The sequence below is a fragment of the Micromonospora sp. NPDC047762 genome, assembly GCF_043204655.1.
Classification (GTDB): Bacteria; Actinomycetota; Actinomycetes; order Mycobacteriales; family Micromonosporaceae; genus Micromonospora.
In genome coordinates this window covers 291,762-313,008 of sequence record NZ_JBIDCQ010000003.1, presented here as the reverse complement: position 1 = coordinate 313,008, position 21,247 = coordinate 291,762, and the positions used below count along the sequence as shown (strand labels likewise).

14 protein-coding genes and 2 pseudogenes are annotated in these 21,247 nt (G+C 70.8%); 9 read left to right on the top strand and 7 right to left on the bottom strand.

Annotation, left to right across the window (positions count from 1 at the left end):
• Positions 1–88: 88 nt before the first annotated feature.
• The gene (locus tag ACGF3C_RS12270) at positions 89–598 is read left to right on the top strand and encodes a GNAT family N-acetyltransferase (protein WP_393221370.1); all 510 of its coding nucleotides are present in this window, start codon (positions 89–91) and stop codon (positions 596–598) included.
• A gap of 101 nt (positions 599–699) precedes the next feature.
• On the opposite strand, the gene ACGF3C_RS12265 is transcribed toward ACGF3C_RS12270, so the two are convergent.
• Entirely contained in the window at positions 700–2,436 is a 1,737-nt protein-coding gene (locus tag ACGF3C_RS12265) for a hypothetical protein (RefSeq protein WP_357229973.1), read from the bottom strand.
• A gap of 364 nt (positions 2,437–2,800) precedes the next feature.
• Between ACGF3C_RS12265 and pseB the strand changes: the two genes are divergently transcribed.
• The 7 genes from pseB to ACGF3C_RS12230 are packed head-to-tail and all read left to right on the top strand — an operon-like array spanning position 2,801 to position 10,138.
• Positions 2,801–3,784: a UDP-N-acetylglucosamine 4,6-dehydratase (inverting) gene (pseB, locus tag ACGF3C_RS12260; RefSeq protein ID WP_357229971.1), complete on the top strand. Its 984-nt coding sequence runs from the start codon at positions 2,801–2,803 to the stop codon at positions 3,782–3,784.
• Positions 3,781–4,938, top strand: coding sequence for an aminotransferase class I/II-fold pyridoxal phosphate-dependent enzyme (locus ACGF3C_RS12255; RefSeq protein ID WP_357229969.1), 1,158 nt, complete (start codon positions 3,781–3,783; stop codon positions 4,936–4,938). Before pseB ends, ACGF3C_RS12255 begins: the two co-directional genes overlap by 4 nt.
• Before the next feature lie 10 nt (positions 4,939–4,948).
• Positions 4,949–5,797: a hypothetical protein gene (locus ACGF3C_RS12250; RefSeq protein ID WP_357229967.1), complete on the top strand. Its 849-nt coding sequence runs from the start codon at positions 4,949–4,951 to the stop codon at positions 5,795–5,797.
• Positions 5,787–7,613 carry a class I SAM-dependent methyltransferase gene (locus ACGF3C_RS12245; RefSeq protein WP_393221365.1) on the top strand — a complete coding sequence of 609 codons (1,827 nt, stop codon included), beginning with the start codon at positions 5,787–5,789 and terminating at the stop codon, positions 7,611–7,613. The genes ACGF3C_RS12250 and ACGF3C_RS12245 overlap by 11 nt, the downstream gene beginning before the upstream one ends.
• A gap of 41 nt (positions 7,614–7,654) precedes the next feature.
• Positions 7,655–8,383: a cytidylyltransferase domain-containing protein gene (locus ACGF3C_RS12240; RefSeq protein WP_393221915.1), complete on the top strand. Its 729-nt coding sequence runs from the start codon at positions 7,655–7,657 to the stop codon at positions 8,381–8,383.
• Positions 8,380–9,468 (top strand): PseG/SpsG family protein, encoded by a 1,089-nt coding sequence (locus ACGF3C_RS12235; RefSeq protein WP_393221912.1) that lies wholly within the window; start codon positions 8,380–8,382, stop codon positions 9,466–9,468. Before ACGF3C_RS12240 ends, ACGF3C_RS12235 begins: the two co-directional genes overlap by 4 nt.
• Positions 9,469–9,502: 34 nt before the next feature.
• On the top strand, positions 9,503–10,138 hold the full coding sequence (locus tag ACGF3C_RS12230) for an alpha-ketoglutarate-dependent dioxygenase AlkB (RefSeq protein ID WP_357233590.1): 636 nt from the start codon (positions 9,503–9,505) through the stop codon (positions 10,136–10,138).
• 13 nt (positions 10,139–10,151) lie between these two features.
• Here the strand turns inward: ACGF3C_RS12230 and ACGF3C_RS12225 are convergent, their stop codons facing one another.
• Complete coding sequence (locus ACGF3C_RS12225; protein WP_393221360.1) at positions 10,152–12,965, bottom strand: BTAD domain-containing putative transcriptional regulator; 2,814 nt, start codon at positions 12,963–12,965, stop codon at positions 10,152–10,154.
• A gap of 343 nt (positions 12,966–13,308) precedes the next feature.
• On the opposite strand from ACGF3C_RS12225, the gene ACGF3C_RS12220 reads away from it, so the two are divergent.
• A complete protein-coding gene (locus ACGF3C_RS12220) occupies positions 13,309–13,881 on the top strand; it encodes a peptidoglycan-binding domain-containing protein (protein ID WP_357233594.1) in 573 nt (190 codons plus the stop codon).
• Positions 13,882–14,096: 215 nt separating this feature from the next.
• Here ACGF3C_RS12220 and ACGF3C_RS12215 read toward each other — a convergent pair whose 3' ends face one another.
• From ACGF3C_RS12215 to ACGF3C_RS12195, 5 genes and pseudogenes are all read right to left on the bottom strand, one after another.
• Positions 14,097–14,615, bottom strand: coding sequence for a TrmH family RNA methyltransferase (locus ACGF3C_RS12215; protein WP_355006793.1), 519 nt, complete (start codon positions 14,613–14,615; stop codon positions 14,097–14,099).
• 340 nt (positions 14,616–14,955) lie between these two features.
• Positions 14,956–17,265, bottom strand: a complete 2,310-nt coding sequence (locus tag ACGF3C_RS12210) for a DNA topoisomerase (ATP-hydrolyzing) (RefSeq protein WP_393221909.1) — start codon at positions 17,263–17,265, stop codon at positions 14,956–14,958.
• Between the two features lie 420 nt (positions 17,266–17,685).
• Positions 17,686–18,516 (bottom strand): annotated as a pseudogene (locus tag ACGF3C_RS12205) (LAGLIDADG family homing endonuclease); the annotation flags it as partial.
• A pseudogene (locus tag ACGF3C_RS12200) lies at positions 18,490–18,744 on the bottom strand (DNA gyrase subunit A); the annotation flags it as partial. The pseudogenes ACGF3C_RS12205 and ACGF3C_RS12200, both read right to left, overlap by 27 nt.
• Positions 18,745–18,845: 101 nt before the next feature.
• On the bottom strand, positions 18,846–20,903 hold the full coding sequence (locus tag ACGF3C_RS12195; protein WP_091401367.1) for a type IIA DNA topoisomerase subunit B: 2,058 nt from the start codon (positions 20,901–20,903) through the stop codon (positions 18,846–18,848).
• Positions 20,904–21,247 lie beyond the last annotated feature (344 nt).

The window sequence follows — 21,247 nt, the reverse complement described above, 5'->3', positions numbered from 1 at the left end:
ACAACCCAACGAATGCATATCTGATTTCCCGGTAGGCCCGGGTAAGGTGCCGGGGCCCGACGTGAACGGCTAGGAAAGCGAGACGCACGTGCTGCGCGAAGCGACGGCGGACGACGTTCATCTGATGTTGTCCTGGCGTAATCAGGAAACCAATCGACAGGTCAGCAAGACCAGCCACGAGATCACCGCCGCCGAGCACGCCCGCTGGTGGTCGGCGGTCCGCGACGACCCGTCCCGGCGGGTGCTGGTGTACGTCCGCGACGACCGGCCCTGCGGTGTGGTCACCTTCTTCGACCTGCGGTTGGATGGCCCTCGGACCGGCGCGTGGGGTTTCTATCTCGACGCCGAGGGCCTGGACGCCCGGGGCGAGACGCTGCCGGCCTGGCTGGGGGTCATGCGGGAGGCCGTCGAGTACGCCTTCGACGGGCTGCACCTGGATCGACTCGACGGCGAGGTGCTCGGCCACAATACCGTCGTACGACAGATGAACCGACGTTTCCGATTTGTCGAGGGCTCACCGCGACAGGAGCTGTCCGACGGCCGGGAAATCACCGTCGTCCCGATTTCCCTGGCTCGGGCGGACCGCCGCCAGCGCTGATTGGTGGACCATTTTCCGAAATGGACGGGAACCATTAACCGACAGTGCTCCCGGTGGACATCCGCCGTTCACGAATAGCGGATTCCAACGGGCGCGGTGGGTCAGACGCGCCGCCAGGCGGCCCAGTGCTGCGCCGGGTTACCGCCGAGTCGAACGAAGCCGTAGGCCGCCCCGTCCCAGTCGTCGGCCTGCCCGGGTGCCCAGCGGGCGAACACGACCTGCGCCGCTGCCGGCGGCTGCTTGTCACCGAACCACCGGACGTCGGTCCAGGTCACCTGGTGGCTGAGGTTGAACCGCAGGACGTAGTGCACGCCGGTCGAGGCCCACACGCGCTCGCCGGGGCGTACGCCCACGTCGGCCACCCGGGGCGTCGGGGCGGTGCTCTCGGCGGCCGGTCGTACGATTCGTTGGTCGATCACCTGCATCGTGACGAGGTTGACCACCACGAGGGCGCCGAGGATCGGCAGCCGCAGGCGGGGCACCCGGGCCGCGGCGACGAGCAGCACACAGCCGGCGATGCCGACCAGCGACCCGACAACCGGTCGCAACTCCCGCCAGCCCCCGGTCAACGCCACCAGGTCCGGTGCGCTGAAACCGCCGTAGCGCAGCTCGTGGCCCTGGCTGGCCACGTACGCGAGTCGGGCCGCGATCAGCGCGCCGCCACCAACCAGCAACGCCACCGCGACCGCCGCCCGGCGCAGCACCACCCGCCAGCCGGCGGTGAACAGCACCCCCACGCCGACCAGCAGCCAGAACGGCGCGAGCATCTGCACGTACCGGCCGTAGATCGCGTCCAGCGGCTTGCCGGTGATGCCGGACAGGATCACCGACGCGCCGCCGGCCACCCCGACGGTCACCACCAGTGCCACGCCCATCGTCCAGCGGGCCGCGTCGCCGTGCCGCGGACGCCACAGCTCGCGGACTGCCCCGGCCCAGGCCACCCCGGCCAGTCCGAACGTGATCACCACGAGGTACCAGAGCTGGGTGGTGACCGCGGCGCTCACCCGGACCACGCCCTGGGCGGAGGCGATCGCGTCGAGCGTGCTGCCGCCGGGAGTGCTGCCGAGCAGGTAGACCTTGCCGCCGAGGTAGCGGATGGCGGCCTCGTTGACGAGCGCCATGGCGAGCACCGGCAGCAGCGCCGCGAGCACCACGGGCGGGCTGATCCGGCGGCGGACGAACAGAAGCAGGACCAGCCCGGCGTGCACGGCCACGATCACCAGGCCGCGGGAGTGCAGCAGGTGGAACCCGCCGACGAGCAGGCCCACTGTGGCGGCGGCGAGGGGGCCGGGCCGGGTGATCCAGCGGTGCACGGCGAGCAGCCAGGCGACCACGAGCGGCGCCATCACCGCGTCGATCATGGCGACGCCCGCGTAGAAGGCGGTGGCCGGCAGGGTCGCCGCCGCGACCGCGCCGAGCAGCGCGTACGAGCGGCGCAGCTGAAACAGACGACGACCGAACAGGTACGCCAGCGGCAGCAACGTCGAGTTCGCCATCGAATTGATCAGCTGGACGATCCGGTAGCTGTCGGTGAAGTCCCGGTCCCCGAGGAACGCCGGCGAGATCAGCATCGGGTAGCCGACCCGGCGCAGCAGGTCGTTCTCGCTGCTGAAGCCCCCCGGACCGCCGGCCAACGCGCGGGCGGTGTTCAGGTAGCTGTCCTCGTCGGTGTGCGCGATGGGCAGCACTGTGTGCCGGGACCACCACATGCGCCAGGCCACGCTGAGCATCCAACCGACGACCAGCAGCAGCGGCACCAGCCACCGTCGGGCGGGCGGGCCGCTCGGCGTCCCGGCCGCCACCACCGGCCGTTCGATCACGTCACTACCGGGTGCCATGAACGCCTCCAGAATTGCCGGCCGTACCGGGCCCGCGCGGATTCACGGGCCCACCGCCCGGCGTCGGAGACGCTCGGGGCGGCCCGCTCGCACCGAGCCGGTGTGGATGTCGGGTGAACGCCTGACCTGGCTGCGCGCCGGGCCGCCGGGTCGTTCGCGCGGTCACTGTAACGGCCCGGTCCGGCCAGGTCAGCCCACATCCGGGGCGGTCGGAAGTGTTCGCCTGCGCGGTGTTCGGCATTCACGGGAGCAGAGGTTGCGGTTCACCCGCGAGCGTCGGGGAGTTAACCCGCCATGGCTAGCGTGTCACCCCGGTCGGCCGGCCCAGGGCCGCTCGTTCATCCACGAACACGGGAGCACCACATTGAGTGAGTTGAATGGATCGTCCATTCTGATCACCGGGGGAACTGGTTCCTTCGGCAGGACGTTCCTCCGGCACATCCTCAACGAGGCCGACCCCGCCCGCGTGGTGGTGTTCTCCCGCGACGAGCTCAAGCAGTACGAGCTGCGCCAGCAGCTCGGCGACGACCCGCGGCTGCGCTGGTTCATCGGCGACATCCGGGACCGGCACCGCCTCACCCGGGCCATGCACGGCGTCGACCACGTGGTGCACGCCGCCGCGCTGAAGCAGGTGGACACCGCGGAATACAACCCCTCGGAGTACATCGCCACCAACATCACCGGCTCGCAGCACGTCGTCGACGCGGCGATCGAGGCCGGCGTCAAGAAGGTCATCGCGCTCTCCACCGACAAGGCGTCCAGCCCGATCAACCTGTACGGCGCGACCAAGCTGGTCGGCGACAAGCTGTTCGTCTCGGCCAACCACTACGCCGCCCAGCACCCCACCCGGTTCTCGGTGGTGCGCTACGGCAACGTGGTGGGCAGCCGCGGCTCGGTGGTCCCGCTGTTCCGCCGGCTGGCCGCCGAGGGCAAGAGTCTGCCGATCACCGACAAGCGGATGACCCGCTTCTGGATCACCCTGGACCAGGCCGTGCAGTTCGTCATGGACTCGTTCGACCAGATGCAGGGCGGCGAGCTGTTCGTACCGCGCATCCCGAGCATGCGCATCCTCGACCTGGTCGAGGCCGTGGCCCCGGACGCCACCACCCACGAGATCGGGATCCGGCCGGGCGAGAAGCTGCACGAGGAGATGATCGCGCCCGACGACAGCCGGCGGACGCTGCGTGCCGACGGCCGGTTCATCGTCCAACCGACCATCGCCACCTGGGGCTACCAGGCGCCGAGCGACTGCGACCCGGTGCCGGACGGCTTCGCCTACCAGTCGGACACCAACGACGAGTGGCTCAGCGTCGAGCAGTTGCGCGACATGCTCGGCATCAACGGATGACGGGGATGCTCCCGTACGGCCGGCAGTCGATCAGCGAGGACGACGTCGCCGCCGTCGCCGACGTGCTGCGCGGCGACTGGCTCACCACCGGTCCGCAGGTCGACGCCTTCGAGGCCGACCTCGCCCGGTGGACCGGCGGAGTCGGTGTCGCCGCCGTCTCCAACGGCACCGCGGCGCTGCACGTGGCGTACGCGGCGGCCGGGGTGGGGCCGGGCGACGAGGTGGTCGTCCCGCCGATGACGTTCGTGGCGACCGCCAGCAGCGCGGTCGCCCTCGGCGCGAAGATCGTGTTCGCCGACGTCGACGACGAGACGTTCTGCCTCGACCCGGCGGCGGCCGCCGCCGCGGTCACCTCGCACACGAAGGTCGTCGCCGCCGTCGACTACGCCGGCCACCCCGCCGACTACGACGCGCTGCGCACGTCGATCGAGGGCAGCGACGCGCTGCTGCTCGCCGACGCGGCGCACTCCGTCGGCGGTACGTACCACGGTCGGCCGGTCGGTTCGCTCGCCGACCTCACCACGTTCTCGTTCTTTCCCACGAAGAACCTGACCACCGCCGAGGGTGGCGCGGTCGCGGCACTGGACCCGGAGATCCTGAAGCGGGCCCGCCGGTTCCGTGGTGTCGGCGTGGTCCGCGACCGCGACGACCTGCGGTTCCCGGACGAGGGCGACTGGCACCAGGAGGTGCACGAGTTCGGGCTGAACTACCGGCTGCCGGACGTGCTCTGCGCCCTGGGCCGCAGCCAACTACGTCGGCTCGGCGAGTTCACGGCCCGCCGCAGCGCCCTGGTCGCCCGCTACGACGAGGCGCTGGCCGACCTGGACGGCGTGCTGCTGCCCAACCGCAGGTCGTGGGCCGACCCGGCCTGGCACCTCTACCCGATCCGAGTGCTCGACGGACGCCGCCGCGAGGTGTACGACCGGATGCGCGCCGCCGGCATCGGCGTCCAGGTCAACTACATCCCGGTGCACTGGCACCCGGCCTTCGCCGACCTGGGTTACCGGCGCGGATCCTGCCCGGTGGCCGAGTCGTTCTACTCCCAGCAGCTCTCGCTGCCGCTGTACCCGGGGCTCAGCGACGCCGACCAGGACCGCGTCATCGACGCGCTGACCGCCGCTGTGCGCGGTGGCCCGGTGCGTCTCGCCGTCTGATGGGAACCTGATGCACCACGCCAACCATTTCTACGGCCACGCGCATGTGCTGGCCCGCTACGCCGGCCTCGGCGACCGGCACCCACCCCGGATCAACGGGTACGTGCAGCACGGCTGGAACATCGGTGACGGCCTGGCCCCCGGCCACCCGTACGCCGAACGCACCCCCAGCCTGCTCTGGTCGGAGCAGACCCGCCGCCGGGCCTGGTCGGTGGGGCGACGCAACGTGGTGGTCATCGGCGCGCCGTTCACCTACCTGTTGGCGATGCGACCCGAGGAACCACCGGCCGAGGAGCGGGAGGGCACGATCTGGTACCCGTTCCACGGCTGGGAGGGTCAACACGTCAAGGGCGACCACCGCAAACTGATCGACCTCATCCAGGACACCGAGCCCGGTCCGGTCACGGTCTGCCTGTACTGGCACGAGTACCGGATGCGCAACGTACGCCGGCTCTACGAGCGCGCCGGGTTCCGGGTGATCTGCCACGGCTACCGGGGACACTGGTGGAAGGACACCGACCCGGAGTTCCTCGACCGACAGCTCACCGAACTGCGCCGCCACCGCCGGGTAGCATCCAACCGGCTGACCAGCGCGATCTTCTACGGCATCGCGGCCGGATGCGAGCCGGCGGTCTACGGCGACCCGATGATCCTGTCCAACGAGGACCCCACCTTCGGCGGTACCGCTCGGATCCGACGGCAGTGGCCGCAGCTGCACGGCACCACTGTCGACCTGCCCACCGCCGTCGAGATCGCCCGCGCCGAGCTGGGCACCGACCACCGATGCACGCCCGCCGAGCTTCGCGAGCTGCTCGGTTGGGCGAACCTCCAGGAGGAAGAGGAAGACAGTGACGACTGAGACGGCACCCGCCGACCGGATCACCCTGCCGGGCGGCGAGATGCTGGCCTGGTCGGACCTGCCGCAGGAACGGTTGGCCAACGGTGGGCCGCTCGCCGCGCTGGCCGCACGGCTGGTGCCGCCCGGCGCCCGGGTCCTGGTGGCCGGTCCACACGACCCGGCACTGCTCGACCAGCTCACCCACGCCGAGGTCACCTGCCTGCTGCGCAGCCACCTGGACGCGGTGGCGCTGGCGGACCGGGCCGCCCGCGTGGTGGTGGGCGGCCCGGCCGGGCTACCCGACGACGAGACGTACGACGTGGTGATCGCGGCTGCCGGGCTGGACCCGGTGGAGTCGGTGGAGGGCACCCGCCTCGGCTGGGACGCCGTGCTGGCACGACTCGTCGCCGCGGTCCGGCCGGGCGGCGCGTTGCTGCTGCGCCTGGACAACCCGCTGGGCCTGCACCGGCTCGTGGACACCAGCCCCTGGTACGCCCGCCGCGACGACTCCGCCTGGACCATCGGTGGTGTGCTGGACCGCGCCCACCCGGCCAACCGGGACCAACTGCGCGAGCGGCTCGGCGCGGCAGGGCTGCGACCGGCCGCGTGCTGGGCCGCGTACCCCGATGTCAGCACCCCGACGGCGTTGCTGGACGCCGACCACCTCGACCGGGACGCGGGCTCCGGCCTGTTCGACGCGGTGCTGCACGGCGCCTGCGCCGGGGGTTTCACCAGCGCCACAGTGCTCCAGGACCCGGCCCGGCTCGCGGTGGACGCCCTGCACGCCGGGCGTGCCGCCGACCTCGCACCGGGCTGGCTGACCCTCGCCCACCGGCCCGCCGAACCCACGGACCCGGCCACGCCGGTCGTCGAGGCGGACCTGCCGGTGGCTCTCGTGCAGACCGGTCGCCCCGGCATCGGCGTGCAGGAGGTGCTGCACGGCCCGTCCGGTTGGCGCTGGGGGCTCATCCCGGCCACCGACGCGACGACGCCGGCCGCCGCGCCGTTCGCCAGCCGCGAGGCCGCCTACCGCGACGCCGACGCGTTGTCCGGACCGGTGCCGTCCGGCCGGCTGCTGCGTACCCTGCTGCTCGACGCCTCGCTGCGCCGCGACCTGGCCACCCTGCGCGCGCTGCTGCACGGGTACGCGGGCTGGCTCGCCGGCCAGGCCGATGCCGACGGCCGGATCGCCGGAGCGGCGGCGCTGGCCGGCACCGACAACGTGGTGGTCGACGGCGAGCGGTACGCGGTGCTCGACCCCAGCTGGCGGGCCACCGCCGCGTTGCCCGCCGACGTGGTGCTCGCCCGCGGGCTGTGGCGCTTCGCCGCGGGCCTGCTCACCGGCGGGTACGCCCACCCATGGTCGTCCACTCTCGACGTCGCGGGCCTGACCGTGGTGCTCGGCGGACTCGCCGGCCACGACCTCGACCGCGCGACAGTCAGCGAGGCGATCGAGGCCGAGGCGGCCATCGCCGCCGCGCTGCACGGGCTGGACGCCGACGGCACTGTCGGCCTCGCCACCGAACTGCACGCCGTCACGCCGACCGACCCGCCGGTCGGCGGGCACAGCTACCAGCAGCTACGCGAGGCGTGGCTGCGCCAGCGCGAGGAACTCACCCGGTTGGCGGCGCTGGCCGCGTGGACCGAGGAACTGCTCACCTCGCGGGAACGGGCGCTGCGCCGGGCCGAGACGACGATCAGCCTGCTCAGCGGGTCGCTCAGCTACCGGGTGGGCCGGCTCGCCATCACCCCGGCCCGGCTGGCCAAACGGGGTGCCCGCGCCGCCAAACGCCGGGCCACCGCGGTGCTCGCCCCCAAGCAGGAGGAGCAGCAGTGACCGGCGTACCGGTGGCCGGGGCCTCCACGGACGACGCGGGGCTGCGGATCGTCGGCATCGTGCAGGCTCGGATGGGTTCGTCCCGGCTGCCCGGCAAGGTGCTCCGCCCGCTCGCCGGACGCTCAGTGCTGGGCCGGGTCGTACGCGCCGCCTACGACAGCGGCGTCCTGGCCGACCTGGTCGTTGCCACCAGCACCGACGCGGTCGACGACGCGGTGGCCGCCGAGTGCGCGCGGCTCGACGTGCCGTGCCACCGCGGGCCGGTCGACGACGTGCTCGACCGGTTCGTGGGCGCCCTCGCGGCGCACCCGGGAGACGCCGTCATGCGGTTCACCGCCGACTGTCCCCTGCTCGACCCGGAGATCATCACCCTGGTCGCATCGGTGTACCGGGCGGTCCCCGGGCTGGACTACGCCAGCACGTCCATCGCCCGGACCCTGCCCCGAGGGCTCGACGTCGAGATCATCCGAGCGGAGACGCTGCGCACCCTGGGCCGGCTCGCCACCGACCACCACCGGGTGCACGTCACCTCGTACGCGTACACCCATCCGGAGCTGTTCCGGGTGCTCGGGGTGACGCTCACCCCGGACCGCTCCGCGCTGCGGCTCACCCTCGACACCGAGCAGGACTGGACGCTGGTCAGCGCGATCATCGACCACTTCGGTGACGTCAGCGTGCCGCTGGCCAAGCTCGCCGACTGGCTCGACGGCCAGCCCCGGCTGCGCGCGCTCAACGCCGACGTACGACAGAAGCACCTGGAGGAATCCTGAGCACCCTGAGGGTCGGGTTGCGCTGTGACGCCGGGCCACGGCGCGGCGTCGGCCACCTCGTCCGCTGCCTGGCGCTCGCCGAGGAGTTCCTCGCCCGGGGTGCCGACGTCACAGTGTTCGGCACCGTCGAACGGCTCGACTGGGCAACCACGGAGCTGGCCGCGCGGGGCATCCCGCTACTCCCCGGCCCGGAGTCGGCGGCCGACCTGGTCGAGGCGGCCCGCCGACACCACCTGGACGTACTGGTCCTCGACTCCTACGAACTGGACCCGGCCGGAGCCGGCGCCGTGCGCGCCGCCGGGGTCCACACCCTCGCCATCATCGACGGCGACAGCCGGGGCCAGGTCGCGGACCTCTACCTCGACCAGAACTTCGGAGCGGAGCTGCCCAGGTTGAGTGCCGGGGCGGACCTGCCCGAGCTGGGGTCCGCCGCGGCGCTGCCCGGCCGGCTGCTCGCCGGCAGCGGGTACGCCCTGCTGCGCGACACCGTGATCAGCGCCCGGCCGCCGGTCGCCCCGCCCGCCAGGGCGGTCAGCCGCCCCCGGGTGCTGGCCTTCTTCGGCGGCACCGACGCGGTCGGCGCGGCCCCGGTCCTGACCCGGGTGCTGGCGGCCACCGGTCACCCGATGGACCTCACGGTCATCGTCGGCCGACCCGAGATCGAGGCGGAGGTCGACGATGTCGCCCCCGGCCGGGGGCAGACCATCCGAGCGGTCCCGCCCACCACCTCGCTGCCGGCACTGATCACCGAATCCGACCTGGTGGTGAGCGCCGCCGGCACGTCGACCTGGGAACTCTGCTGCCTCGGCGCACCCAGCGCACTGGTCTGCGTGGTCGACAACCAACGTGAGTCGTACACCCGGGTGGTTCGTCACGGCCTGGCCGCCGGCCTCGGCGAGCTGCCGGAACTGACCGCGAGCGGCGTCGCCGGACGAGCCGCCCGCGCGACGGCGGCGCGAACCCTGCACGGGCTGCTCAGCTCGCCGCAGCGGCGCGCGACGCTCGCCGCGCGCGCCTGGTCCACCGTCGACGGCCAGGGCCGGGCGCGGGTGGCGGACGCGGTGTTCGACGCCAGACGCCACTAGCACGGGTGTACGAAACTGCTGCTAGGGTGGCCGTATGACGCAGGCCGCCTACCAGCCGTCGATGCTCGACCTGGCCGACGCCGGGCCGACCCTGGGGCCACTGCCCGGCCAGATCCGCCGGCACCAGCTCAGCCGGGGTGCCTGGGTCGACCACCTCCCCGGTTGGGTGCGCGGCTCCGACACCGTCCTCGACACCCTGCTCAGCGAGGTGCCCTGGCGTGCCGAGCGGCGCACCATGTATGACGCCGAGGTCGACGTGCCCCGCCTGCTCTGCTGGTACGACGGGGCGAGGCAGCTCCCCCACCGCGTCCTCACCTCCGCACGGGCCGCACTCAGCGAGCACTACGCGCCCGAGCTGGGCGAGCCCTTCGTCACCGCCGGCATGTGCCTCTACCGCTCCGGGCGCGACAGCGTGGCCTGGCACGGCGACACCATCGGCCGCTCGGCGCACACCGACACCATCGTCGCGATCGTCTCCTTCGGATCACCCCGACCGCTGCTCCTACGCCCACGCGGCGGCGGCGAGAGCCTGCGCTTCCCGGTGGGCCACGGCGACCTGATCGTCATGGGTGGCTCCTGCCAGCGCACCTGGGAACACGCCATCCCCAAGACCACCCGCCCGGTGGGCCCCCGGGTGAGCGTCCAGTTCCGCCCCCACAACGTCGCCTGACCCCGCGGCTGCACTAGGGCGAGACCAGACGTTCAAGGCGGCTGCGGATTTCCTCGGCTGCGGGATCGCCCACGTCCTCGTAGATCCGCGCGGCCAGCCGCCAAGCGGCAGCGGCCGCGTCACGGTCGCCCATCCCTTCCCGGGTGTCCCCGAGCCGGATGAGGGTCTCCGCCTCGTGATACCGGTCCGCGGAGTCGCGAAAGAGTTCGATCGCCTGCTCGTAGCAGTTGGCCGCGCGGTCGCGTTCACCCAGGCGGTCGTAGGCGAAGCCGAGGCTGTCAAGCGTCGCAGCCTGACCATTGCGGTCGTCGGTCCGTCGTTGCTGGTCGAGGGCCTCGGTGCAGCTGGCGATGGCCTGGACGTAATCGCCTGTGGTGGCGAGCAGCCAACCGATCGCGTTGAGCGTCCGGGCTTCGCCCGCGTGATTGCCGACCAGCCGGTAGAGCCGCAGCGCCTCGCGACCGTGTGCGAGCGCCTCGTCGAGCCGGCCGTCCAGGTAGCAGAGTTCGCAGTAGTTGTGCAGCGTCTGGGCCTGGCCGATCGGGTCGCCGAGACGTTCGTGCAGCTCGAGCGCACGCTTGAGGCGGTACTCGGCCGTGGTGCGGTCGCCCAGTCGGGTCAGCGCGCGGGAGACCAGCCGGTTGGCGACGGCCTGACCGCTGAGGTCGTCGATCTTCTCCGCGGCGCCCAACGCGACCTCCTGGATGGCGAGCTGGTCCTGCCAGAGACCGCGCGGCGCCACGAAGGTGGTGAGCGCCCAGGCGATCTGCCAGGCGTACGTCTCGAAGCCGTTCTCGGCGGCCTGTCGGACCACCCGGACCAGCACCCGATGCTCCGCCGTGAACCAGGCGAGCGCGCCGTCGTGATCGGTCACCGGCGACCTGGCGGGTACGGACAGTGGCGGCACCGGCTCGATCGGGGGCCACTGCGGCTGGAGCAGCCGGGCGGCCGGATAGGCGGCATGCAGGTAGTGGTCGTACAGGCGCCGTCGGGCCGCGACGTGTTCGTCGCCGCGCTCCGACGACTGTGCAAGCTCGGCCGCATAGGCGCGCAGAAGATCATGGAAGGCGAACCGGCCGGGCACGTGCTCAGCCAGCAGATGGAGCCGGGTCAGTTCCCGCAGGATCGGCGTGACCGCAGCAGCCGACACACCGGCGAGCGCCGAGGCCGCGGCGGTGGTCAGGTCCGGGCCCGGATGCAGCCCCAGCAGGGTGAACAGCCGGGCCGCGTCCGCCCCCAGGGCCAGGAACGACCACGAGAAGACGCGCCGGACGTCACCGTCGGCCAACGCGTCAAGCCTCGCCTCGGCCGAGTGCAGTTCGGCGGCGATCGCCCCGAGCGGGAACGTGGGATGGGTCGCGACACGCGCCGCCACTATCGACAGTGCCAGCGGAAGCCGGCCTGCGGCCTCAATGATGTCGGCCACCGCCACCGACTCGGAGGCGAGCCGGCTGACCCCGAGACGTCTGGCGAGCAGGCTCCTCGACTCCTCCGCCGTCAGCACGTCCAGTGTCAACGGAGTGGCACACTCGGCGGCGATCAGGCCGCCGAGACGATCACGGCTGGTGACCACAACCATGCAGCTGCCCGCACCGGGCAGCAGGGCGTGCACCTGGGCCGAGTCGCGAGCGTTGTCCAGCACCAGAAGCATCCGACGCGAAGCCAGAAGGCTGCGGTAGAGACCAGTCCGAGCCTCCATGTCGGAGGGTATCCGGGCGTGCGGCACGCCGAGCGCTTCGAGGAAGCCGGACAGGGCGTCGGACGGGGACACCACGCCGGCTTCGTCGTAGCCGCGAAGGTTCACATAGAGCTGACCGTCCGGAAAGCGGTCGGCAACCCGGTGCGCCCAGTGCAACGCCAGGGCCGTCTTGCCGACTCCGGCCATGCCGGACACCACGGAGATGGCCACGCTCGTCGGCCCCTCAGCCCCGCCGTGCAGAAGCCCGTCGAGGCCTGCCAACTCGACGCTGCGTCCGACGAACTCCGGCACCGCACGCGGCAGTTGCTCGGGGCGCTGAATGAGCGGCCCCCCTGTCGTCTCCGGCGCCGGCCGGTCCGGCCCCGTTGACGGTTGCGCCATCAGGCTCGGGCGGTGATGCAGGATGTCGTCGTACAGCGTGACGAGCTCGGGCGCGGGATCGAGGCCGGTCTCCTCCGCGAGCCTCTGTCGGGCCTGCCGGAAAGCATCAAGTGCGCCGGCTACGTCTCCGATGCGGTACAGGCCCACCATCAGCTGGCCCCACGCCCGCTGCCGCAACGGATGCCGGTCGAGCAGGCCGCGCAACCGCTGCACGACGTCGGCCGACGCGCCGCGGGCCAGCATCGCCTCGGCGTAGTCCTCCTCGACGAGCAGCCGACGCTCCTCCAACTGCGCCACCCGCCGAGCCAGCGCCGAGCGCAGCGGCAGGTCAGACAGCGGAACACCACGCCACAGGCGCATTGCGGCGGAAAGTTCGGCCTCAGCCCGGTCCAGATCGGAAGCGGCGAGCGCCTCGCGGCCCCGCGCCGCCGCGGCGTCGAACAGGTCCAGGTCCCGTTCGCCTGGGCCCACCCGCAGCAGGTAGCCGCCTGCCGCAGCGGTTATCCCATCCCAGGTCGCTCCACCACCCAGCGACCGCCGCAACCCGCGCACATAGGTGCGCAGATTCGCGGCGGCCGACGCCGGCTCGTCGTCGCCCCACAGCATCGCGGCCAACTCGTTGGTGCCGACGACCTCATTCGGGCGCAGCAACAGGGTCGCCAGCAGGAGACGCTGCTTCACCGAGCCCAGTGGAACCGACCGGTCGTCGCGGTACACCCGGAACGGGCCAAGGAGTTCGAAACGCAACCAGGCACCTCACATGTGGGCACAGCCATGTACCGCAATGCGCACAACACCCGGACAACGCGGGCGAGTAAAGGATCTATGCGTTAGTTGTGCGGCGGGTGTACCGGCCCCACCGTACCTTCTTCACGGGGGGCCCCGGAGCGGTGAGGACGGTTCTACTGTCCTCACCGCTCCATCCAAGAGCACCAATCGCCAGGACTGGTCGCACGACGACGGAGTGAAGCCAAACGGGACCATCCACACCTGGCGCGAGGCACCTCGCCTCGTCGTGCCAGGTCTGACACCGCCGTCTGCGCGTCGCCCAGCACCGTTGCCCCCCATGATTCCCGACCGAAGGAGATGCATGTCGTCGCACCGCTCCATCCGCCGCGTCCTCAAGAGAGCTGCGGTACCCGCCATCGGCGCGGCGTTGGCAATCGGCGTCAACGTCACCATCGCCACGCCGGCCGCAGCCAGCGGCTCCTACACGGGCAGGGCGTACGTCCATGGCACCGGCGCGGTGTCTGACGACTTCGATGACGAAGGCGTCACCAACGTCACCACGCACCGCAACTCGAACGTCGCCTGTCTGTGGCAGACGATCCTCTGGGCGAATGGCTACCTGCCCTCGTCTGGGATCGACGGTGTCTTCGGCGACCAGACCGATGCCGCGACGAGGAACTTCCAGCGCGACAAGGGCCTCTCAGCGGATGGCTCCGCAGGCCGGAACAGCTGGACGAAGGCCGGCGACAAGCTGGTGCAGGACGACAGCCAGAACGGATGGGCGTACGTGGTGTACCGCGGGGCGACGGGTTCCCGGAGTCCGTACGGCTCGCACCAGTTCGTCCTGCAGCGATCGCCCGACGGAAACTACCGGTTCTACCCGCCTCAGGGCGGCGGCCCCTACTGGGCCGCCTACAACTCCCGCACCTGCTGACCTCGCCCAGCTACCCGGTCCGCCCCGGCAACATCTCAACCGGCGGCTGCCCCAGGGTCTGTTTCATAGGGGCGGTCGAGTCGAGGCGGAGTCCGGTCGGCGATCCGGCAAGGCGTGGTTTCGTCCGGATACAACACCGGTATCCGGACGAAGGCGCAACACCGCCGGTCGTCGTCCGGGCCCGCCGCAGGCCGGCCAGCTCTTATGAACAGGCCCTAGAGGAGGCCGGCTAGTTTGTAGAGGACCAGGGAGCCGGCGACGGCGACGTTCAGGCTGTGGCCGTGGCCGACCATGGGAATCTCCACCGCCGCGTCCAGCTGGTCGAGCGCCTCGGGCGGGATGCCCGTCGCCTCGTGGCCCAACAGCACCACGGTACGGCTCCGAGCGGCGGGCAGATCACCGAGCCGGACGGCCTCGTCGGCCAACTCCACCCCGAGGACCCGGGCACCGGCGGCCCGTTCGGCGGCCAGCCAGCGCAGCGGACTGCCGACCCGGTGGACGCAGCCCGGCTGGCGCAGCGTGTTGCCCCGGGCGACGGCTTCGTCCACCCAACGGAACGGCGGCACGGCGAGGCAGGCGCCGACCGCGTCGCACGTACGCAACAGGGTGCCCAGGTTCGCGCCGTGCAGCGGCCAGAGTGGCGCGGCGATCAGGTGGCCCCAACAGCGGTGTGGCCGGGGACGGCGGGCGGCACGTAACTCACGCCTCGGCCGGACCCGGATGGCGGCGCTCACGCCGCGCCGGCGACTCCGCCGGACAAAGAAGAAATCATGTTGAGGGGTGCTTCGCGGTGCACCCGGACCCTCACCGACAACAGAGGCCACCACCATACCGCGCCGGCGGACGCCCCACTGCGCATGATTGTGCTTGATCCAGGATCGAGTGGCATCACCGCGCCGGTGAAACCACTACTTCCTGGATCGAGCACGATCTTCGGCGGCTCGACCGTCAAGATCCGCACAGCCAGGGAAACTGCTGCCTGCGGCATCCCGGAAGCAGCAACTTCCCCCACGTTGTGCAGATCTTGGGGCCGGACACGCCCCGGCGTGCCCCCGGGGCGGCACGACAACGGGGTCAGTCGCGTTCGATCAGGTGGCCTACCACCGTTGGGCCGAGCATCACCGCGAAGCCGCTGCCGTCGCGGCGTGGGTCCGCAGCGGGCAGCTCGACCGGCTCGCCGGTGCCGGTCGCGCCGACCGGTCGCGGGCCCACCCAGGCGACGGCCACGTCCGTCTCACCCTTGAGGAAGCGGTGCGCGCGCACGCCGCCGGTCGCCCGGCCCTTTGCCGGGTACGCCTTGAACGGCGTCACCTTGACCGTCGCGCCAGTGGAGGTGACCACCATCGGCTCGCCGTGCCCCGGGTCGTCGGTGCGCACCGCGCCGAAGAACGCGACCCGCGCCCCGACCGGCAGGTTGATGCCGGCCATACCGCCGCCCTTGAGGCCCTGCGGCCGCACCAGCCCGGCGGGGAAGCGCAACAGCGACGCCTCCGAGGTGACGAAGGTCAGCGTCTCGGTGCCGTCGGTCAGCCAGGTCGCCCCGACCACCTCGTCACCGTCGCGCAGACCGATCACCTCGAACTCGTCCGAGCGCACCGGCCACTCCGGTGAGCAGATCTTCACCGCGCCCTGTCGGGTGCCCAACGCCAGCCCCGGTGAGCCCTCCGCCTGCCCGCCGAGCGGGGCCAGGCCGACGACGGTCTCCCCCGCCGCCAACGGCACCAGCTCGGCCGCGGACATACCGCCACGCAGTGACACGGTGCCCGCCTGCTCGGGCAGCACCGGCAGCGGCAGGACGTCGACCTTGAACGCCCGACCGGCACTGGTCAACAGCAGCACCCGACCACGGGCGGTGGAGTGCACTGTGGCGCGTACCGTGTCGTGCTTGACCCGGCCGTTGCGTCGGCGCCCTTCGGAGCTCTCCTCCGACTCGGCCGCGGTCCGGGCGACCAGCCCCGTCGCGGAGAGGATCACCTGGCACGGGTCGTCGGCGACCTCCAGCGGGCCGGCCGGCGCGGACGCGGCCAAGACCTCCTTGAGGTCACCGTCGACAAGCGTCGTACGGCGTTCGGTGCTGAACTGCTTGACCACGGCCGCCAGCTCGTCGGAGACGACCTTCCTGAGCACCCGCTCGTCGTCGAGGATCTTGCTCAGCTCGGCGATCTCGGAGCGCAGCCGCTCCTGCTCGGCCTCCAGCTCGATCCGGTCGAACTTGGTCAGCCGGCGCAACGGAGTGTCCAGGATGTAGGTGGCCTGGATGTCGGAGAGGCCGAACCTGCTCATCAGCCCGTCCTTCGCTGCCTGCGCGTCATCGCTGCCCCGGATCAGCCGGACCACCTCGTCGATGTCCAACAGCGCGATCAGCAGACCGTCGACCAGGTGCAGCCGCTCCTGACGCTTGCGCCGACGGTACGAGGTGCGCCGGGTGACCACCTCGTACCGGTGGGCCAGGAAGACCTCCAGCAGCGCCTTGAGGCCCAGCGTGCGCGGCTGCCCGTCGACCAGGACCAGGTTGTTGACGCCGAACGACTGCTCCAGCGGGGTCAACCGGTAGAGGTCGGCCAGCAACGCCTGTGGGTTGACTCCGACCTTGCACTCCACGACGAGCCGGGTGCCGCTCTCCCGGTCGGTGAGGTCCTTGACGTCCGCGATGCCGGTCAGCCGCTTGGTCTTGGTGACCTCGTTGGTGATCGCGGCGATGACCTTCTCCGCGCCGACACCGTAGGGCAGCTCGACAACGGTGATCGCCTGACGGCCCCGGCTGCCCTCGATCGGGCCGATCTCCACCTTGCCGCGCATCCGCACCACGCCGCGGCCGGTCTCGTACGCCCGGCGCACCTCGTCCAGGCCGAGCAGCACCCCACCGGTGGGCAGGTCGGGGCCGGGGACGAACTCCATGAGTTTGTCCAGAGTGGCGTCCGGGTGGTTGATCAGCCAGCGGGCCGCGGAGACGACCTCTGCCAGGTTGTGCGGGATCATGTTGGTGGCCATCCCGACCGCGATCCCGGACGCGCCGTTGACCAGCAGGTTGGGAAAGGCCGCCGGCAGCACTGTCGGCTGGGTCAGCGACCCGTCGTAGTTGGGTTCGACGTCGACGGTGTCCTCGCCCAGCTCACCGACGAGCAGCATGGCCTCGCGGGACATTCGGGCTTCGGTGTAACGGCTGGCAGCCGGGCCGTCGTCTGGAGATCCAAAATTTCCATGCCCGTCGATGAGGGGCACGTTGAGCGAGAAGTCCTGCGCGAGGCGGACCATCGCGTCGTAGATCGCCGTGTCGCCGTGCGGATGGTACTTTCCCATGCAGTTGTGAACGACGTAGCCCTCGGCGACGAACGCGTGCTCGTCACTGCCAACCTGAATGTCGTACGTAACGTCAGGTGACACCTCCTCGACCGAGGTGACTCGGAGAAACGAGCTCCCGACCAACGCTTCCAGTCGAGCTGCGAGTGGAGAGCCGAGGCGGTGGAGTTTGTCGATCCAACCGTCCCGGACCGCACGCTCCAACTGGAACGACCGGTCCGCAAGCGCTACGCCATTGCGGTCCTTGCCGTACCGTACCTTCGGTCCGCCGCTCGCCGAGAGCGAGGCGCGAAACGCCTGGCCGTCTTGGTCCCGGAACCACCCGCCGCCCTGGTGCGCGGCCGTGAACTCCGCGACGACCGGACCGTACGGCAACCGGTCGTCGCCCTGCTTGCCGCTGTACTCGTAGCCGATATCGGTAACCCGCTGCAAGCCATCGTGCTTGTATCCGGTCCGCACCCAGGGCAACAGCAAACGGGCAAGCTCTGCGGCGTCCCGCCCGGAGACCGATAGGCCAAAGAGTGGGTTACCGGCGGAGGCACGACCGCTGATCCAATGATGCCCATGCAGCCCAAGGTCGGCGAGCATGGCGTAGATCTGCCGTACCAGCACCTCGCTCGTGCTGACGAAGACGATCTCCCTGAAGCGCTTACGGACGTAACCGTCTCCGTCGAAGAAGCCAGCGAGGAACGGTGCCCACGCCGATCGGTTCTCGACGATGTCACGGGGAACGTACTTGTCGCGGCTGAGCGGTTCCGTGGCCTCCAGCAGCCCTTCGTGCCGACTGAAGGTCAGAATGTGCTGGTCGCGATGGAGGGGGTTGCGCGCCTCGCGCTTACCTCGGGAGACGTTCACCCCACTGGCGATGGCCCAGCCGTGAGCGACATCGAGCGGCTCGATGTCACACATGTGGATCCGAACCCGGCCGTCCGCTGCGCGATTCCGGTCGGCCGGGAAGCCCTCGGCTACCAGCAGTCCGCGCACGTAGTCGTAGACGTTGCCAGGTTGCGTCGACACCTCGCTACGACGGCTCCCGTAGGCCAGCGAAAGGCGTCCCGCCAGATCCCGAGCCTCGGCCCACTGCACCGAGAGGTCGTCCGCGACCACCCGGAAGCGTTGGCCTGGGGTGACGAGCATCGTGTGCCCATTACTCCAGGTGAGGCGAACGAGGTCGGAGGTCGGGTTTCGATACACGGCGGTGACCGGGACCGATGCACCCTCACCGTCCAGCACGAGGTCCCCGACCTCAATCTTCTCGATCTGCCGCAGGCCATCAGGTGTGGAGACGAGTGTGCCGGCGACGAAACAGTCCCCGACAATTCGGGCGGACTTCACGTGCCCACGGTCGGGGCGGTAGCCCTGCTCGTACATCGACCAGAGGATGCGCCGGTGCACGGGCTTGAGGCCGTCGCGGGCGTCGGGCAGGGCGCGGGAGTGGATGACCGAGAACGCGTACTCCAGGTAGGAGTCGGAAACCTCGGTGACCAGCGGGTTGTCGAAGACCCGCGCGCCGGCCTGGTCGAACGAGGAGAGGTCGACCTTGTTTTCCTTACGGCGTGCCATGACTCAGCTCTCCATTGGAACGGAACGGGCGCTCATGCCGTTGCTTCGCAACGGCGTGAGACACCATCGCGCTGTATCGAGATTCGCTCGCTGTCGCTCGCTCACGCGTCGATCGCATCCCGGTCGACGCGGTCGGCGGAGTCGATGAGCCAGTTGCGGCGCGGCTCGACCTTCTCGCCCATCAGCAGTTCGAGGATGCGTTCGGCGGCGTCGACGTCGTCGAGGGTGATCCGGCGGACGGCCCGGGTGGCCGGGTTCATCGTGGTGTCCCACAACTCGTCGGCGTCCATCTCACCGAGACCCTTGAACCGCGGGATGGGCGTGACGATCTGCTTGCCGGCCTTCTCCAGCTTGCGGACCGTCGTCTCCATCTCGGCCTGGGTGTAGGTGTAGACCGTCTGCGGACTGCGCCCCTTGGTGGTGATCTTGTGTAGGGGCGGCATCGCCGCGTAGAGCCGACCGGCCTCGATCAGCGGGCGCATGTACCGGGCGAACAGAGTGATCAGCAGCGTACGGATGTGGGCGCCGTCCACGTCGGCGTCGGCCATGATCAGCACACGGCCGTAACGCAGCGCGGAGAGGTCGAAGGTGCGCCCCGAGCCGGCGCCGAGGACCTGCACGATGGCCGCGCACTCGGCATTGTCCAGAACCTGCTGGAGGTTGGCCTTCTGCACGTTGAGGATCTTGCCGCGGATCGGCAGCAGCGCCTGGTATTCCGAGGAACGGGCCATCCGGCTCGTGCCCAGGGCGCTGTCACCCTCGACGATGAACAGCTCGCTGCGATCGATGCCGGTGGCCCGGCAGTCGACGAGCTTCGGCGGCATGGACGCGCCCTCCAGGGCGGTCTTGCGCCGAGCGGCGTCCTTCTGCTGCTTCTGGGTGAGCCGCACCCGGGCGGCGTCGACGATCTTCTGCAGGACCGTGCGCGCCTCGGCCTTGGTGCGCCGGTCCTCCAGCCATGCCTTGATGTGCGCGTCGACCAGGGACTGGAGAACCTTGGTGATGCCGGTGGTGGAGAGCTCGTCCTTGGTCTGCGAGGTGAACTGCGGCTCGGGGATCCGCACGTGCACCACCGCCGTCATCCCCTCCAGGACGTCGTCCAGGGTGGGCGGCTCCTCCTTGGCCTTGAGCAGGCCGCGGGTGTTACGGATCGCGTCGGCGAGCGCGCGGACGAGGGCCCGCTCGAAACCCTTGCGGTGGGTGCCGCCGTGCGCGTTACGGATGGTGTTGGTGAAGCACTCGACGGTGCGCTCGTAACCGGTGCCCCACCGGAACGCCACCTCGACCTCGGCGCGCCGCTGCACGTTGGACTGCATGACGCCGTTGGCGTCGGCGGCGTTCTCCCGGTAGGTGCCCTCGCCGTTGACCAGCAGGGTGCCGGAGACCGGTCGGTCGCCGGCCGGGGCGAGGAACTCCACCATGTCGCTGAGCCCGTTGGGGTAGTGGAACCGCTCCTCGGCGGGCGCCTCACCGGTCAGGTCGCGGAGCAGGTAGGTCACGCCGGGGACCAGGAAGGCGGTGTTGCGCAGCTTCATCCGGACGGCGTCGACGTCGAGCGCGGCGCCGGTCTCGAAGTAGCGGGCGTCGTGCCACCAGCGGATCGAGGTGCCGGTGCGCTGGCCGCGCTTCATGGCCCCGGTCACCTGGAGCCCGGGGCCGGCGGTGAAGGGGGCGTCCGGCCCGTCGCCGTCGAAGATGCCCGGGACGCCGTGTCGGAACGACATCGCGTGGATCTTGCCGGCCCGGCGGACGGTCACGTCGAAGCGACGGGACAGCGCGTTGACCGCCGACGCGCCGACGCCGTGCAGACCCCCGGAGGTCTTGTAGCCGGAGCCGCCGAACTTGCCGCCGGCGTGCAACCGGGTCAGCACCAGCTCGACGCCGGAGATGCCGGACTTGGCGTGCACGTCGGTGGGGATGCCCCGGCCGTCGTCGTCGACCTGCACCGAGCCGTCGGCGTGCAGGATCACCTCGACGTGGCTGGCGTGACCGGCGACACCCTCGTCGGTGGAGTTGTCGAGGATCTCGTTGACGAGGTGACCCACGCCACGGCTGTCGGTGGAACCGATGTACATGCCGGGCCGCTTGCGGACAGCGTCCAGCCCCTCAAGGTGGGTGAGGTCATCGGCCCCGTACAGGGTGTCTGGCTCTGCGGTCAACTGGTCGTACTCCCCGGTCTCGGCGGTGTGCTGCCGGTCACCGGCGACATCAGCCGGCGTGGCGCGCCGCAGCGAGCCTAGCCCGAGGCTAGGACAACTACCGGAGGACCTACGCGACCCGCCGCGCGTGGCCGTCCGGACGTGAGCCAACGAACAGCGTTCGGGTGATCATGAAACCACGCAGAGACACCGCCACCGGCACGCGGGCCAACTCGACGCGCTAGCCCCTCGTCCCTACGCGCCCGTGTCTTTCATCGAACGAATCTGTTACGGGCCATTGACGCCTGTCGCGCCGGGGTGATCTGATCGCGCTCTCAGAGAATCTTTCATCTTTCGATGGTTGG